This window comes from Dictyoglomus sp. DH (assembly GCF_055181375.1).
The window spans coordinates 950,999-967,799 of record NZ_CM143706.1; the positions used below are offsets into that span (position 1 = coordinate 950,999).

The 16,801-nt window shown below is 31.8% G+C and carries 15 protein-coding genes, 2 tRNA genes and 1 pseudogene; 10 read left to right on the forward strand and 8 right to left on the reverse strand.

The window, feature by feature from the left end:
• Window positions 1–125: 125 nt before the first annotated feature.
• Window positions 126–2,411, forward strand: coding sequence for a glycoside hydrolase family 3 N-terminal domain-containing protein (locus ACY3JJ_RS04515; protein WP_463091004.1), 2,286 nt, complete (start codon window positions 126–128; stop codon window positions 2,409–2,411).
• 32 nt (window positions 2,412–2,443) lie between these two features.
• Here the strand turns inward: ACY3JJ_RS04515 and ACY3JJ_RS04520 are convergent, their stop codons facing one another.
• Entirely contained in the window at window positions 2,444–3,142 is a 699-nt protein-coding gene (locus ACY3JJ_RS04520) for an RraA family protein (protein ID WP_463091005.1), read from the reverse strand.
• A 5-nt stretch (window positions 3,143–3,147) separates the two neighbouring features.
• Window positions 3,148–3,582 (reverse strand): PPC domain-containing DNA-binding protein, encoded by a 435-nt coding sequence (locus ACY3JJ_RS04525; RefSeq protein WP_463091006.1) that lies wholly within the window; start codon window positions 3,580–3,582, stop codon window positions 3,148–3,150.
• Between the two features lie 147 nt (window positions 3,583–3,729).
• On the opposite strand from ACY3JJ_RS04525, the gene ACY3JJ_RS04530 reads away from it, so the two are divergent.
• The 7 genes and pseudogenes from ACY3JJ_RS04530 to ACY3JJ_RS04560 all read left to right on the forward strand — a co-directional run bounded on the left by ACY3JJ_RS04530 (window position 3,730) and on the right by ACY3JJ_RS04560 (window position 9,232).
• Window positions 3,730–4,764 carry a substrate-binding domain-containing protein gene (locus ACY3JJ_RS04530; RefSeq protein ID WP_463091007.1) on the forward strand — a complete coding sequence of 345 codons (1,035 nt, stop codon included), beginning with the start codon at window positions 3,730–3,732 and terminating at the stop codon, window positions 4,762–4,764.
• Between the two features lie 92 nt (window positions 4,765–4,856).
• Window positions 4,857–5,270 (forward strand): annotated as a pseudogene (locus ACY3JJ_RS04535) (ABC transporter permease); the annotation flags it as partial.
• A gap of 54 nt (window positions 5,271–5,324) precedes the next feature.
• A complete protein-coding gene (locus tag ACY3JJ_RS04540; protein ID WP_463092584.1) occupies window positions 5,325–5,639 on the forward strand; it encodes a hypothetical protein in 315 nt (104 codons plus the stop codon).
• A gap of 93 nt (window positions 5,640–5,732) precedes the next feature.
• Window positions 5,733–6,143, forward strand: coding sequence for an ABC transporter permease (locus ACY3JJ_RS04545; protein ID WP_463091008.1), 411 nt, complete (start codon window positions 5,733–5,735; stop codon window positions 6,141–6,143).
• Between the two features lie 18 nt (window positions 6,144–6,161).
• A complete protein-coding gene (locus ACY3JJ_RS04550) occupies window positions 6,162–6,629 on the forward strand; it encodes a methylglyoxal synthase (protein ID WP_463091009.1) in 468 nt (155 codons plus the stop codon).
• A 120-nt stretch (window positions 6,630–6,749) separates the two neighbouring features.
• Window positions 6,750–6,884, forward strand: a complete 135-nt coding sequence (locus tag ACY3JJ_RS04555) for a hypothetical protein (RefSeq protein ID WP_463091010.1) — start codon at window positions 6,750–6,752, stop codon at window positions 6,882–6,884.
• Window positions 6,881–9,232: an S-layer homology domain-containing protein gene (locus tag ACY3JJ_RS04560; RefSeq protein ID WP_463091011.1), complete on the forward strand. Its 2,352-nt coding sequence runs from the start codon at window positions 6,881–6,883 to the stop codon at window positions 9,230–9,232. The genes ACY3JJ_RS04555 and ACY3JJ_RS04560 overlap by 4 nt, the downstream gene beginning before the upstream one ends.
• A 47-nt stretch (window positions 9,233–9,279) precedes the next feature.
• Here ACY3JJ_RS04560 and ACY3JJ_RS04565 read toward each other — a convergent pair whose 3' ends face one another.
• From ACY3JJ_RS04565 to ACY3JJ_RS04575, 3 genes are all read right to left on the reverse strand, one after another.
• Window positions 9,280–10,473 carry a geranylgeranyl reductase family protein gene (locus tag ACY3JJ_RS04565; protein WP_463091012.1) on the reverse strand — a complete coding sequence of 398 codons (1,194 nt, stop codon included), beginning with the start codon at window positions 10,471–10,473 and terminating at the stop codon, window positions 9,280–9,282.
• The gene (locus ACY3JJ_RS04570; protein ID WP_463091013.1) at window positions 10,470–11,678 is read right to left on the reverse strand and encodes an aminotransferase-like domain-containing protein; all 1,209 of its coding nucleotides are present in this window, start codon (window positions 11,676–11,678) and stop codon (window positions 10,470–10,472) included. The genes ACY3JJ_RS04565 and ACY3JJ_RS04570 overlap by 4 nt, the downstream gene beginning before the upstream one ends.
• A 63-nt stretch (window positions 11,679–11,741) precedes the next feature.
• A complete protein-coding gene (locus ACY3JJ_RS04575) occupies window positions 11,742–12,671 on the reverse strand; it encodes a 1-phosphofructokinase family hexose kinase (protein ID WP_463091014.1) in 930 nt (309 codons plus the stop codon).
• Between the two features lie 51 nt (window positions 12,672–12,722).
• Here ACY3JJ_RS04575 and ACY3JJ_RS04580 point away from each other — a divergent pair, with 51 nt between their 5' ends.
• Window positions 12,723–13,328: a tetratricopeptide repeat protein gene (locus ACY3JJ_RS04580; protein ID WP_463091015.1), complete on the forward strand. Its 606-nt coding sequence runs from the start codon at window positions 12,723–12,725 to the stop codon at window positions 13,326–13,328.
• A 16-nt stretch (window positions 13,329–13,344) separates the two neighbouring features.
• On the opposite strand, the gene ftsH is transcribed toward ACY3JJ_RS04580, so the two are convergent.
• The 3 genes from ftsH to ACY3JJ_RS04595 form a co-directional block, all read right to left on the reverse strand.
• Window positions 13,345–15,144 carry an ATP-dependent zinc metalloprotease FtsH gene (gene ftsH, locus ACY3JJ_RS04585; RefSeq protein WP_463091016.1) on the reverse strand — a complete coding sequence of 600 codons (1,800 nt, stop codon included), beginning with the start codon at window positions 15,142–15,144 and terminating at the stop codon, window positions 13,345–13,347.
• Window positions 15,145–15,148: 4 nt separating this feature from the next.
• Window positions 15,149–16,519: a tRNA lysidine(34) synthetase TilS gene (gene tilS, locus ACY3JJ_RS04590; protein WP_463091017.1), complete on the reverse strand. Its 1,371-nt coding sequence runs from the start codon at window positions 16,517–16,519 to the stop codon at window positions 15,149–15,151.
• A gap of 6 nt (window positions 16,520–16,525) precedes the next feature.
• Window positions 16,526–16,601: transfer RNA gene (locus ACY3JJ_RS04595), tRNA-Met, on the reverse strand.
• A 109-nt stretch (window positions 16,602–16,710) separates the two neighbouring features.
• Between ACY3JJ_RS04595 and ACY3JJ_RS04600 the strand changes: the two genes are divergently transcribed.
• Window positions 16,711–16,798: transfer RNA gene (locus ACY3JJ_RS04600), tRNA-Leu, on the forward strand.
• Window positions 16,799–16,801: the final 3 nt, after the last annotated feature.

Sequence of the window (16,801 nt, forward strand, 5' to 3'; positions counted from 1 at the left end):
CCATAACAAAGTAGTCTTAAATAATAATAACATATATTATTTTAATTAGTAATTCTTTTTTGATTTTTTTATCCTATTAGTTTATAATTTAAGATAAAAACGTTTGCTTATAAGGAGGTATTATAATGGAAGAAAAAGAGTTAAGTAAAAAGGTTAAAGAATTAATTAAAAAGATGACTCTCGAAGAGAAGATTGCACAATTGCAAGCAGTATTTGCTAAAAATTTAGTAGATGATGATGGGGAATTTTCTGAGGAAAAAGCTCAAAAATATTTGAAATATGGGATAGGTCAAATTACAAGATTGGCTGGTGATAAGGGTGTAGAACCTGAGAAAGCAGTTATTTTGAGAAACAAGATTCAAAAGTTTCTTAAAGAAAAAACAAGACTTGGAATTCCTGCCATTATTCATGAGGAATGTCTTAGCGGATATTTAGCAAAGGGTGCTACTACTTTTCCACAAGCGATTGGTATGGCAAGCACCTTTGAACCAGATCTTATTCAGAAGGTTACCGATGTTATTAGGCAACAAATGAGGGCTGTAGGCGTTCACCAAGGATTAGCTCCAGTTCTTGATATCCCAAGAGATCCAAGATGGGGAAGAACAGAAGAAACTTTTGGAGAGGACCCGTATCTGGTTTCAAGAATGGCTTCAGCTTACGTGAAAGGACTTCAAGGTGAGGACTGGAAAGAAGGAATAGTTGCTACAATTAAGCATTTTACTGCTTATGGTATTTCTGAGGGTGCAAGAAATTTAGGACCAGCTAAGATAGGAGAGAGAGAACTTAGAGAAGTGTTTCTTTTCCCATTTGAAGTGGCTGTAAAAGAGGCTCAAGCTGGTTCTTTAATGAATGCATACCATGAAATTGATGGAGTACCTTGTGCTTCATCTAAATTTTTGTTAACTAAAATATTAAGATGGGAATGGGGCTTTAAAGGGTTTGTGGTTTCTGATTATGTTGCTATTAGGATGTTAGAAAATTTTCATAGAGTGGCAAAGGATGCTAAAGAAGCTGCAATTTTAGCTTTGGAAGCAGGAATTGATATTGAATTACCTGAAATTGATTGTTATGGTGAACCTCTCATTCAAGCAGTAAAAGAAGGATTAATTTCAGAGGAAGTTATAGATACTTCTGTGGAGAGAGTATTGAGAGCAAAATTCCTTTTAGGCTTATTCGAAGAAGAAGAGAAAGAGCCTAAGAAAGTATATGAAACTTTTGATCTTCCTGAACATCGTGAACTGGCAAGAGATGTTGCTAGAAGATCAATTGTCTTACTTAAGAATAATGGAATTCTTCCTCTTCCAAAAGATATAAAATCTATTGCAGTTATAGGTCCTAATGCTGATAATCCAAGAAATCTACATGGTGATTATAGTTATACTGTACATATTCCATCTGTTTCTGAAACATTAGAAGGCCAAAAGATAGAAGAAGTATGTGCTGTACCAACAGTAAGTATACTTGAGGGAATAAAAAATAAAGTTTCTAAGAACACAGAAATTCATTACGCTAAAGGATGTAATGTAGTAAATGGTTCTGATGAAGATATAAGAAATGCCTTAGAAGAAGCTAAGAAGTCAGAAGTTATAATTGCTGTTATGGGAGAAGAGAGTGGTCTTTTCCATAGAGGTATATCTGGTGAAGGTAATGATAGATCAGAATTAGAACTTCCTGAGATCCAAAGAAAATTACTTAAAGAGCTTAAGAATTTAGGTAAACCTATTATACTTGTTCTTATCCATGGAAGACCATTAGCTTTGAGATGGGAAGATGAAAATATGGATGCTATTTTAACTGCTTGGTATCCAGGAGAAGAAGGAGGAAGTGCAGTAGCAGATGTTATATTTGGTGATTACAATCCTTCAGGAAAACTTCCCATATCTTTTCCAACTGTAACAGGTCAAATACCGGTATATTATAATAGAAAGCCTTCTGCCTTTACTGATTATGTTGATGCTAAAGCTAAAGCACTATATCCTTTTGGTCATGGTCTGTCTTATACAAATTTTGAATATTCCAATTTAGAAATAAAACCTCAGATAGTTAATTCCTTAGAACCTGTTGAAATAACTTTTAAAATAAAAAATGTAGGAAAACTAGCTGGAGAAGAAGTTGTACAACTTTATATACATGATGAAATAGCAAGCTTGGAAAGGCCAGTTAAAGAATTGAAGGGATTCAAAAAAATCTATTTAAATCCTGGAGAGGAAAAAACAGTTAAGTTTATTTTGTATCCTGAGCAACTTGCTTTCTATGATGAGTTTATGAGGTTTGTGGTAGAAAGAGGAAATTTTGAGGTAATGATTGGGTCTTCATCTGAAGATATCAAACTTAAAGGTAATTTCCAGATTAAAGAGACAAAAGTAATAACTGAGAAAAGAAAATTTTCAAGTGATGTAATAGTAAAATAGATAAAGAGGGAGGAGATTTCTCTCCTCCCTCTTTATTTTACTGTTTCATCATAGTTCCAGCCCATTATGTCATATAGTTTTCTTCTTCCCTCTTTATCCATTTCTAATTCTTTTCTGGCATACATAGCTACCTCAAAAGCTTTTTCACGGGGTACTATGACTACTCCATCCCCATCTGCTACTACAATATCACCTAGATTAACAATTACGCCTTCTATATTAACAGGAATATTCATTGCATCAAACTGCAACCTTCCAATTACTGTTTTCTGAGATATAAATTTACACCAAAAAGGAATCTTTTGTAATATTAATTCATCAGAATCTCTTGGACCTCCGTTGGTTAAATATCCAACTACTCCTTTAGTGAAACCTAATAGAGAGTTGTTTGATCCCATTAATCCTGCGTCTACACAACTTTGATCTATTACTATAAAATCTCCTTTTTTAATTGTATCTAACCAGGGATATGTACATATATTGTTATAATAATAACCCATCCATTCAGCATATTCTTTTGGTGACATTCTGGGTATTTCTCCTTTATAAGGAAGATATCTAACAGTTTTTGCAATACCAACAATTCTTGTACGAAATAGAGGTTTTATAGTATAGGGAATACTATAATTATGATGTAACAAAAGATAATCAAGTCCATCTCTTACATCTGCCACTCTTAATCCCTCAAAAAGTTTCAAAAGTTCTTGATTTTCTTTATCATTGAAAACCATTTTGGTTATTCCTCCTCGATAATGTTTATATTTTTTTCATTGAGTCTTCTTTTAAGAGAAAAGTTATTCAATGTTAATAAGACAATTTCTGCTAGATACAATACTTGAGAATTAAACTCAATATGGCCTGAATATGTATTTTTTAAGTCTGAAGCTACGAAATGGAGATGTGGTTCATAGTTTATTATCATTCCTTGAAGAGAAGATAGTTCAAAAGGTCCTTCTAAAGATAGATATTCGTTTTCGGGATAAATGGATGTGGAAAGAACACGATGATATGTTAATTTTTTTAAGGTGCCAATTCCACTAATCACGCAAGCATTTTTAATATTATTGTTTTTAAGATAATCAACTATACTTTCAATGAGAAATTCTTCAGGATCCAGATTGATAATTATTATTTCATTGTTCTGGGTGTTAGCTTTTTTAAAAGCTCTCATATTTTGTCACCCCTTTAAATATGTTTGTAGTTAGTTAAGATATTAAATTTAAACTTACACATAGTCAATCTTAAAAATAATTGACTTTTTTTTCTAATATGATACCTTTATATTTAAAGTGGTATTTAAATGGTATTGTGTTTAAAAATGAAGTTTAAACCATTAGTTAAAGAAAAAGTTAAAGAAGAAATATTAAAACTGATAGAAGAGAATAGAGGGTATGATTATGTAAAAATACCCTCAGAAAGAGACCTCTCTGAAACTTTTCAGGTTAGTCGTACTACTATACGTTCTGTAATAAAAGAGTTAATTGATTATGGATTACTTATTCAATTTCAAGGGAAAGGCACATATATTGTACCTAAGACTCGAGATAAAATTGTGCATATTTTATCCTCTCCTGACATAAAAAGCGATGATCCTTTTTATGCAAGGTTTTTTGTGGAGCTAACTAATATTTTTACTCTTAATGGTTTTAAGATCCTTTTTGTAAATGTAGAAAGTCTTACTAATGAAAGTAAAAAAAATAAAGATATCCCTATCGTTATGATAGGTCTTTTAAATGATGAATTAATAGAAAAAGTTAAGAGAAGTTATAAGTATATTTTGACCATAGAACAGTATATGAATCATGACGAGATTATACAAGTTTCTGTAGATGATTATAGGATAGGATGGATGGCTGCTGAAATTCTAATTAAGTCTGGATATTTATTTTTAATACATTTAGCAGGGCCAGGAAGATATACCGCATCTTATCTTAGAAAAATTGGGTTTTTAGATAGAGTGAAAAATTCTACTAGAATAAATTATAGGGTTATAGAATCAAAAATGAATTATACATCAGGGTATATGATTGGCGATGAAATTTATAGTATATACAATAAAATTAGAGAGCCTATAGGTATTTTTACTGCAAATGATTGGATGGGAATTGGTTTAATACAAAGGTTAAAAGAGAAGAGATTAAATATTGGTAAAGAAATTGGTATAATAGGTTGTGATAATATTTCTCTCTCTACCGAAATAAAGCCTTCATTAACTACTTTTAAATGGGATGTGGAGAAGATAGTCAGAGAGATTTTAAACATTATTATTGATATTAATCATGGCAAGAATATAACTCAAAAGAGGGTACTAATTCCTGCTCAAGTTATATATAGGGATTCTTTGAGATTGTAATTGACAAATATTAATAATTGTTTATAATAGTTCTTGGTATCTTAAAGGTTTTATAATGGTTTATAAACTATAAGGAGGAGTAAGTTAAAAAGTTATATCATCTAGTCCTTCCAGGTTTTGCTTTATCCACTGTTCCTATGGCAACAATTGCAAGAATGACAAGATCAAGTATGTTAGAAGTCTTAAACCATGAATATATATTAGCTGAATATGCAAAAGGTTTGCCTAAGAAGAAGATAATCATGAAATCTGCTTTAAGAAATGCTTTAATTCCAATAATAACTATAATAGGGCTTGAATTTGGTTTCCTTCTTGGAGGAGCAATAATGACAGAGACGATTTTTTCATGGCCAGGCATGGGAAGGTTAGTTTATGATGCAATAATGTCAAGGGATTATCCCTTGATTCAAGGTTGTATTTTATTGTCTTCTTTCTTGTTTGTATTTATAAATCTTATTGTTGACATTTTATATGCATTTATAGATCCAAGGATTAGATATGAATAGGAAGGAATGTTTTTGGAAAGGAATTATAATCGTGGTTTTTAGAAAAGATCTTTAATAAAATTTAAAAAGCATAAAACAGGAATAATAGGAGGTTTAATATTACTTATTTATATTATTACGGCTGTTTTTGCTCCATATATTACAAAATTCGATCCAATTGCTCAAAATTTATTAGAAAAATTGCAACCACCCTCATGGGAGCATCTATTAGGTGCTGATTATGCTGGGAGAGATATTTTTAGTAGGATTATATATGGAACAAGAATATCTCTTACCATAGGGTTTTGTGTCTGTATCATTAGCTTTAATTTTTGGAACAATTTTAGGGGCTTCTTATGGTTATTTTGGAGGGATGGTGGGATATTCTGATTATGAGAATTATAGATATAATGCTTGCTTTTCCAACTATCCTTCTTGCTATTGGTATTGTGGCAATTTTTATGTCCAAAACTTGAAAATGTAATGATAGCTGAAGGTATTGTTTCAATTCCACAATTTGCAAGAGTAGTTAGAGCAACAACTCTTTCTATAAAAGAGAAAGACTATATAAATTCTGCAAAGGCCTTAGGAGTAAGAGAAATTAGGATAATTGTTAGACATATTCTTCCTAATGTATTAGCTCCAATTATTGTGCAGGCTACCTTAGGAATAGCTTCCGCTATATTAGAAGCTGCAGGTCTTTCTTTTCTAGGATTAAGGGCAAGGCTACCTATTCCAGAGTGGGGTGCTATGTTAAGTGAATCAAGACAATATTTAACGTCAGCACCATGGACTGTAGTTTTTCCTGATCTTGCTATAATGTTTCTTGTTCTTGCTTTTAATTTGTTTAGAGATGCATTAAGAGATATATTTGATCCACGATCTTATAAATAGAAGGGAGGAACTTTTTTAATGGGTTATAAAGAGATACCTATTGGAATTCAAAAAAGGATAGCCCTAATTGCCCATGATAATAAGAAACATGAATTATTAGAATGGGCAAGATTTAATCAAGGAACATTATCAAAACATATATTATATGCTACAGGAACGACTGGTGAGATTTTGGAGAGAGAACTGGGTTTAAAGATTATAAGATTTTTTAGTGGACCTTTAGGGGGTGATCAGCAAATTGGAGCAAAAATTGCAGAAGGTGAAATTGATTTTCTTATATTTTTCTGGGACCCTTTAGAGCCATTGCCTCATGATCCTGATGTTAAAGCTCTTTTGAGGATAGCAGTTGTATGGAATATTCCTATAGCATCAAATAGATCTACAGCTGATTTTTTGATTTCCTCACCTCTTATGGATAGAGAGTACAAAAGATTAGTGCCTGATTATACACATTTCTTAATAGAAAAATATAAGAAAGAAACTTGAAAGAGTATAAAAACATTTTCTTTTCTTATCTATGAAGTTTTAGAATATTCCCTTGTCAGGTTGACATATTTCTTAGTAAGAAGTATAATCTTATTTGAAGCTTTTTTGGAAAGGGAGGTGGTGAGGAAACCCCATTTAACCATGATATTTAGATTTTTATGGAGTGATTTAGGAAAATTAGAGAGGAAGCTTTCTATCCCTCTTGGGATAGAAGAAGCTCTCTCTAAAATATTATATGATGGGAGGGTTGTATGAGTAGGAGGTTATTAGCAGTATTACTCACATTGTTTTTACTTTTAAGTGTTTCTTTTGCTCAAACAGCAAATTTTAAAGATGTTCCAAGTAATCACTGGGCAGCGTCTGCAGTAAAGTATCTAACAGATTTGGGGATTATTTCAGGTATAAGACCAGATACTTTTGGTGGTGATCTTTACGTTACAAGGTATCAGGTTGCAGTATTACTTTATAAATTAATTCAAGCTTTACAAGCTGGAAAAATTGCATTACCTACAGCAGATGTTGAAGATCTAAAAGATCTTGTAAGTCAGCTTCAAGATGAATTAAATCTTATTGGAGCTAATGTTGAAGATTTGATGTCAGCATTGCAAGATCTTGATACAAGGGTGTCAGATCTTGAGTCAGCAGTGCAAGAGAAGGTAAGTGTTCAAGATGTAGAAGCAATGATACAAGAAGCACTTTCTGATGTTGTTTCAAGACTTGATGACGTAGAGAGTAGAATATCAGATCTTGAGTCAGCAGTGCAAGAGAAGGTAAGTGTTCAAGATGTAGAAGCAATGATACAAGAAGCTGTATTATCTATTGAAAAAGTAGAAGTTACTCCAGAGCAGATTGAAGCTGTAGTTGGAGATAGATTAGAAGAGGTTGTTAGTGCAAAAGTGGAAGAGAAAATTGGAGATCTTGAAAGTAGAGTATCAGATCTTGAGGGGTTTGTGACTGATCTTGACAGCAGATTAGCAGATGTAGAGACAGCATTAGTAGATAAGCCATCTCTTGATGAAGTGCAAGCAATGATAGAGGAGAAGATAGCTGAGATTTCCGTACCAGATGTTGAGGAATTAACTGGTAGAGTATCAGATCTTGAGGGGTTTGTGACTGATCTTGACAGCAGATTAGCAGATGTAGAGACAGCATTAGTAGATAAGCCATCTCTTGATGAAGTGCAAGCAATGATAGAGGAGAAGATAGCTGAGATTTCCGTACCAGATGTTGAGGAATTAACTGGTAGAGTATCAGATCTTGAGGATAGAGTATCCGCAGTAGAGACAAGACTTGATGATTTTGACTCTGCAATATCTGATTTAATGGGCACTATAGATGAAGTTAATGCTAATCTTGTAGATCTTTCTGATAAAGTAGAAGAAGTATTAGCATTAAAAGATAAATTGGATGAAATAATAAGAATGGTTGAAGCAATACCTGGTATTGAAGTTCCTGCTGAATTAGAAGATATCAAGAGCTTTATTACAGAATTAGATGCTAAGGTTTCTGATCTTGCGGTAGCCATGGAAGATTTGAATACTCTTGCATCCGATTTACAATCTCAAATTGATGATGTTAATGCAAGAGTAGATGAATTAATGGCATCCTTAGACAACATTAATTCCAGTATAGATGCATTGTCTACCAGTGTTGACGATCTCTATGTATTGAATGATGGGGTTTCTACAAGACTTGACGAAGCAATAAATAGACTTTCTGACTTAGAGAGCAAAGTGGCTGATCTTGAGAACAAAGGTGTAAAACCATTCACATTAACATTAACATTTGGGGCAACATGGGACTTTGTAAATAAGACCATATCTACAACACCTGTATCTATAAGTAAAGTAGGGCTAACTTTAAACAATTTAGATTTTGGCATCGATAAACTTGTTTTGACATATAACAATTCTGGATACTTTGCTCTGGATAACTATGGTTTGGTAGGATTTAGTGCACCATTATCTGCATGTGTAAATGTTGCAGGAGTAAAAGTTTCTGTAGGTGTAGGTAATGATGCTGTAGGTGGAAAAGTTTCTGGAAGTATGGGTAATATAAATTGGAATGTATATGGAATGTTAAGCATAAGCAGTGGGGCATATGATTTTGGTCCAGTTGGAGCAGATATAAGTATGCCTGTTTCACAAGGGGTAACAGTGTTTGCAGATGCCTACTATGATGATGCATCTTTTGCAGGTCTTGCTGGTGTATCCCTTGATGGATTAATAAAAGACACATTTGTAACTTTACAAGCTAAGTATGTTGATAATAAATTTGGAGCATATGCAAAAGTAAGTACAACATTGATGAAAGGCTTTGATGCTGGTGTATCAATTGATATGGCTGATCTCTCAAATATTAATATGAATACAGTAACAGTAACAGTATTTGGTTCATATAAGGTTAGTGAGAGATTAACATTATCTGGATCAGTTACTAACAATTCTGGAAGTAATAATGTATCTAAATTAAGTCTTGGAATAAGCTATGTTCCAGTAGATAATGTAAATCTTACACTTGGTGTTGAAAAAACTAACTTACCAGCATTTACAAGTAACCCATATCCAGATAGTGTAAACTTTGGAACAACAATTACATTCTAAAAAATAGAATCAGTGGGTGGGGACAATTATCCCCACCCTTTTTTTATTTATAAAAGAGATTTTATGAGTGTTTTTGTTAATGGCAATAATTTAACAAAACTTTTTGAGGTAATGAGATTAGGGAATATTTTTATAATAGATGTTTGATAAGCGGTATCACCATATTTTTCCATTGTCTTTACAATTTTATCATTTTCTTTTAAAACTGACCATATTAGATTAAAATCATCGTCACTTAAGGAATTTAGAAACTTTCTAGCAACTTTTGTAAAAGTTAATTCTTTTCCAAAGGATCTATGGGTTAATTTTGGATAATCTGATAAATATGCTTTATTATAATCTTCAAGATATTTTTTTATTTGATTAACTGCTATTTCAGCACCTTTTAATCCAAAGTATATACCACCACCTGTTGTTGATTTATTGTAACCTGCAGCATCTCCAGCTATTAAGATATTTGGAGGAATAAATTCCTCATAAGGTCCAAAAATAGGAATTATTCCCCCATAAGCTTTTTCTATATATATTTTTTCAGATCTTTCCTTTAATTTATTCCTTATAAAATTATCAAGGAATACTTTAGGATTATATGAAGGATTTACAGCAACACCCAATTTGGCTATGTTTTTAAATGGTGAAATCCAAAGAAAAAAACCTTGTGAATAAGTACTTCCAAGATAAACTTCTACGCATTCTCTATCTAATGGATTTAATCCTGAAATCTCATATTGTAAAGATACTAAGTAAGGTCTTATTTTAAGTCCTATCTTTCTAAGAAATTGTCTTTTGGCACCTTCTGCTACTAATATAACCTTCGTGTCAATATATTTTGTTTTACCTTTTTCTTCTACTATCAAGGTAGAGTGATTTTCATAATGATTTACTCCTATTGCTTTTGAATTGAATGAGTAAGAACAGCCACTTTTTTCTGCTTTTTCTGCAATTGTTTTATCAAATAAAAATCTATCCAAGATAAAGGAATCAGCGTAATCCTTTTTAAGTTTTAAATATTCTCCCGAAGGAGAAAAAAAGTATCCACCTTTTAGATTATTCACTATAGTTTCCTTAGGTAGATGAAATTCCTCAAAAGCATGGACACTTAATTTTCCAAGACAGTGTATTGGTTCTCCTATTTTGTCATGTTCTTCTAAGATTAGAGTTTTTATATTATTTTTTGCTGATAAATATCCAGCGTAACTTCCTACAGGACCTCCACCAACTATAACTAAATCCCATATCATAGAAAAACTTCTTCTTTTTCCTTATATAATTCCCATGCAATATAAAGTCTTTTTATTCCCTCTGCCATTTTTTCTGGAGATACTTGTGAAAATGATATTCTTGCAGTATTTTTCCCTCTTTTAGAGACGAAAAATTCTTCTCCAGGGACAAAACTGGTTTTTTGTTCTAAAGCAGTTTCTGCAAGCTTATATGCATCTACCCATTCAGGAAAAACAAGGAAAAAGAAGAAACCCCCTTGTGGAAAATTCCACTTTGCAATGTCTTTAAATTTTTCATCCAAGGCTTTATTCAGTGAGTCTCTTTTAGTTCTATATGCAACTTTTAATTTTTCAATATGTTTTTCTAAATATCCTAACCTATAAAATTGATATATTAATTTTTGATTTAAAGTACCAGAACATAAATCTGTGCCTTCTTTAAGCCGTATAATCATTTGAGTAATTTCCCTTGGTGCAATTATGAATCCAGTTCTAAGTCCTGGAGAAAGTATTTTTGAGAAGCTCCCTATAGTTATGATTTTGTGGCTATCAGAGAAAGTAATTAATGGAGGATATGTTTCATGATCATAGGAAAGAAGACTATAGGCTAAATCTTCTACTATGTAAAAATTATATTTTTCAGATAGTTCTACTAGTTTCAATCTTCTCTTAATTTCAAGGCATGTCCCAGCAGGATTTGAAAAATCTGGTACCACATAAAGAACTTTAACAGAATCTTTCAGCTCTTTTAGTTTTTCTTCCAAGTAGTCTATATCAATTCCATATTCATCTTGAGGTATCCCTATTAGATTATCAGAGTACATACTCCAAGCTTGAATAGTACCTAAATAACCTGGTTCTTCAATTAGTGCTATATCACCATCATCAAGAAATAACTTTCCTAAGAGATCAAGTGCTTGTTGAGAGCCTTCAGTAAGTACTATATTGTCTGCAGGGATTGTCTTATTCCATCTCTTGAAAAGATTTTTACCTACTAATTCTCTTAGTTTTATATCTCCACAAGTTGATGTATATTGAAAGGCAAGGTTTCCTTCCGTTCTTAAAACCTCATCATATGCATGTTTTAATTCTTCAACAGGAAAGAGATTATTATCAGGCAGACCACCAGCGAAAGAAATAGTTTCTGGGTCTTGAGCTAAAACAAATTTTGACATAGCATCGGAAGTTCTGTAGAATGCTCTTTTAGAGAAATTTCTCTTCCCCATTTTCGCCACTCTCCTAAATTTTTCCATAAAATTAGCATAATTATGCTAAAAGGTCAAGAGGTATTATTTTATTTCTTTAACACTTACTCTTTCTACATATTTTAAAATTTCTTCTTTATCGTTCATATTAAGTTCTTCTTTTTTGACTTTTACATAACCTGTAGCACAGGCAATTTTCAATGAATATAGTGGATCATTAGTTTTTCTTAAACCATAAATAAAACCTGCAAGAAATGCATCTCCAGCTCCCCAGTGTATTCCATCTATTGGTGGTAAAAAGGAATGATATAGTTTGCTATCTATAGATATTACAGCCCCCTTTTTTCCAAGAGAAATTATTGGGTATTTTATTTGGAATTTTTCAATAAACTTAAAGGCTCTTATAATATCTCTTTTTGATTTGATGGTTTTATTCAAAATATCTTCCATTTCCTCTTTATTTGGTTTTATTATGTCAGGTTGGGCTTTAAGGGCTTCTATAAATTCTTTTCCTTTAGCATCTAATACTCTGATTATATTAATTCTTTCTGCTTCTTTAAATATTTTAAAATATATATCATATGGAATATTAGGTGGAATACTTCCTGAAACTATCAAGGTATCTGCATCTTTAATAATGATTCTATATATCTTAAAAAATTCTTCTATTTTATAGTCTGGAATTTCTGACCCTGCACCATTTAGAATTGTAAGCTCTTTTTTATATAGATTCTTTATTCCTATAGCTAGTCTTGTATTATTTTCTATTTCTACAAAATTGAAATCAATATCTCTTTTCTTTAATTCCTCTTTAAGGATTATTCCTGTGCTTCCGCCACAAAAGCCAAGAACTTTTAATTTTTCATTGAAGATTTTTAGGGTTTTGGCTACATTTATACCTTTTCCACCTGGCATAATATATTCTCTCTTAGATCTATTAACTTTATTTTTTAAAAATTTTTCTGTATAGAATATAACATCCAAACTGGGATTTAGATTTACTATTAAAATCATTATTTCCTCCAGCTTTAATTTTTCTTATGATTATATTATACTTAATTAACTATGAGTTTAAGAGTAGATGAAATTCTTATTAAGGCGGATGATCTAAAACAGAGGGGTAAACTTTATAAAGCTATTACCTTATATGAAACCCTTTATAATGAAGTGGTGGATGAAAATCTTTTATATTGGTTGAGATTAACGCTTGCTGATCTTTATTTTTGGATTAAAGATTTTGATAAAGCAGAGAAACTTATTTTAGAAAACATGGAGTCTAATTCAAAGGATTCATTTAATTATTACTATATGGGATTTATAATGATAGGAAGCGGGGATCTAAGCAGGGCAAGGGAATATTTTGAGATTGCGCTAAAGTTAGATCCTGATAACTACGAATACTTAAGAGGTTTAGCCTGGGTAGAGTTTTTGAAGGGCAATTATGAAGAAGCAGAAAATTTATTTAGAGAAGTGTTAAATAAGGACCCTGAAAATAGTGCAGCTCTGGATAATTTAATAGAACTTTTAATAAAAACTGGGAAGCTTGAAGAAGCAAAATTAGAGATAGAAAAATTTAGAGAAAAGGATCCTAAGGATTGGCAGATTCTTTATAGGGTCCAAGAATTGAAAAATAAACAAAAGGAAATTAAAGGAAACAGAGGGAAACTATAATATTCCCTCTGTTTCTTTATTTTTTTTGTAGGAATTTATCAATTTCACTACCATCAAGAGTTTCTTTCTCTATTAATATCTTAGATAATTCTTTTAATACATTTTCATGATCTTTTAATAATGATAATGCTCTATTATAAGCTTTGTCTACTATATTTTTTATTTCTTCATCTATTATTTTTGCAGTGTCCTCGCTATAATTTTTGATCTGCATCAGATCTTTTCCAAGGAATACTTCAGAATGATTTTCTCCAAGGGTAAGATTTCTTAATTTCTCACTCATACCATATTCACATACCATTTTCCTTGCAAGTTCTGTAGCTCTTCTTAAATCATCTGCAGCTCCTGATGTTGGTTGGCCAAAAATAAGTTCTTCTGCTGCTCTCCCTCCAAGAAGTACTGTTATTTCAGCTTCTAATTCTTTTTTAGAGAGTAAATATCTGTCTTCTTCAGGAAGTTGTAAGGTATAACCTAAAGCAAGTCCTCTTGGGATTATGGTAACTTTGTGTACAGGAGTTGCTTCAGGAATTAATTTTGCTACTAAAGCATGTCCAAGCTCATGAAAAGCTACTAATTCCTTTTCTTGGGGTCTTAGTATTCTATTTTTTTTCTCTGGTCCAGCAATTACTTTCTCTATTGCTTCTTCAAATTCCTCCATATTTATCTCATTTTTATTTTTTCTTGCAGCTAAAATGGCAGCTTCATTTACAAGATTTGCAAGATCTGCACCTACAAAGCCTGGTGTGCTTTTGGCAATTATATCTATATTAACATCTTTACCAATTGGTTTTCCTCTCAGATGTACCTCTAATATCTTTTTTCTTCCTTCAAAATCTGGTCTATCTACAATCACACGCCTATCAAATCTTCCTGGTCTCAATAATGCTGGATCTAAGATATCAGGTCTATTAGTGGCAGCAAGTACAATCACGTTAGTATTCTCATCAAACCCATCCATCTCAACTAAAAGCTGGTTTAATGTTTGTTCTCTTTCATCATGGCCTCCACCAAGCCCTGCCCCACGATGTCTTCCTACTGCATCTAATTCGTCAATGAAAACTATAGATGGACTTAATTTTTTGGCTTGAGTAAATAGATCTCTAACTCTTGCTGCTCCTACACCTACAAACATCTCTACAAATTCTGATCCACTTATAGAGAAGAAAGGTACATTTGCTTCTCCTGCAACAGCTCTTGCTAAAAGAGTTTTTCCAGTGCCTGGAGGTCCTACTAGTAATATTCCTCTTGGAATTTTAGCTCCGAGTCTTCTATATTTTTGGGGATTCTTTAAAAAGTCTACCACTTCTCTTAATTCTTGTTTTGCCTCTTCTACGCCAGCAACATCAGCAAAGGTTACTTTAGGCTTATTATCTAAGAATAATCTTGCTCTGCTTCTTCCAAAAGAAAAGGCTTGACTATTACTTCCTTGTACTTGACGAAACATCATCCAAAAGAAAAATATAAGTATAAGATAAGGAGCAAATCCTAAGATGAAACTTATCCATAATGAAGTGTTATCTGGTGGTTTTACTTCTACCACAACATCATTTTTAATTAAAGTAGGAATTAAGTTAGCATCCTGAGTTGGTGAATAGGTTTTAAATCTTGATCCATCTCGAAATAGACCATTGATCTCTTTTTCTCCAATTTCTACTTTAAATACTTCCTTGTTTTCTACAGATTTTATAAATTCTGAATATGGAATCACTCTTTCCTTTGCAGAGTTATCAAGTATATTGGGATTAAGGAATGTAAAAACAAGAAAGCCTATAAAGAAAATAATTATTAATCTTGAGATTATATTTTTAAAGTTCAATTATTTAAACCTCCTTCTTTGCCATTATATGTAATATTCTTTTTGTATTTTCGGTAATAGGCGCTATGTTACTTCTTGCTATTCCTACTACCCACAAAATTTCATTTTCCCAAAAAATAATTGGAATTTCAAGTCTTTTCCATTTAGGAATTTTTTTATCAATAAAGAGATCTTGAAGCTTTTTGGATTTACCTTTTAGACCAAATGGTTTAATTTTATCTCCTTCTCTCCAGTTTCTAACTTTTAATTTATCTACTTCTATTTTATCATAGTCAAAATATACATGCCAAAGATCATTAAAATTTATAGACTCTTTATTATCTTCAATTATTTCAGTAATAATTTCGTAACCTGATGGAAGCTTTAAAGAACCAGGGATAGGTAATGTATATTCGTAGTTTTCTTCCAAGGTTTTCTTGATAAAATAGACAGTATTCTCGTGTTTATATATTTTAATAGTATTCATTGTAGCTATATTACCTGTTTTTCTTATTTTGGAAAGTTTATTCATTAAATATATTAAACCTTCAATTGTGATAATCTCACCCATATTATTAAATATATTTTTTAAAATCCTTACTTTTATTGCGTCTGGAATATTGTTCCAGTCATTGTAATTTACTTCAAAACCATCCATATTACTTTTTATGTATTTTTTCGAATACTCCTTTGATATGTTTTTTATTAATTCTTGATCCCAATTTAGTATTATTTTTTGATTCATTAAACTTTGAGGAAATTGTTCTATGATATCTCTTAAAAATGGAATTAATTGATATCTTACTCTATTTCTTAGAGTAATTGGTAAATAATTTGTAAAATCTTCTTTGTACTTTATTTCTTTTTTGTTACAATACTCTGCCGTTTCTTTTTTGGTAAGAACCAAAATTGGTCTTATTATTTTATCTCTCTTTGGGGGTATACCAATAAGTCCTTCAAGCCCATATCCTCTTAGGAAATTCATAAGTATTGTCTCTATATTATCATCTAAGGTATGTCCAAGAGCTATTCTGGTAAATCCATTTTTTTGAGCAAATTCTTCTATTATTTTGTATCTTTTTTCTCTTAAGGTTTTTTCTGTAAGATTATCAGGATATATATTTAAAATAGTAAAAGGAATATTTTTCCTATCTGCGTATTCCTTTATTAACGACTTTTCTTCTTCTGTATTTTGTCTTACATGATGATCAACATATAAAAGATGAATATTAGAATTATAATGAGGTGAGAGAGTGCTAATTACTTCAGCTAATGCAAAAGAATCACTTCCTCCTGAAATACATATAAGAATAGAGTCCCTCTCATTAATGAGGGACTCAGTGTTAATAAAATTTAATACTTTTTTTTCTAAGTTCTCAATAAATTTATCTTTCACTTTTCATGGTGGCGGTGCAGGGATTCGAACCCTGGACACCACGGTTATGAACCGTGTGCTCTAACCGCTGAGCTACACCGCCAATATTCCTTGCTTTAAATTATAATAAAAAATTTTGTTTTAGACAATACTTTACTAATATAAAAACTTATGATACACTTTTTAACCAAAGAGAGGTATGAGGAATTACCGCCGGAGTGGCGGAATGGCAGACGCACTGGACTTAAAATCCAGTGGGGAGTAATCCCCGTGCCGGTTCGAGTCCGGCCTCCGGCACCAATC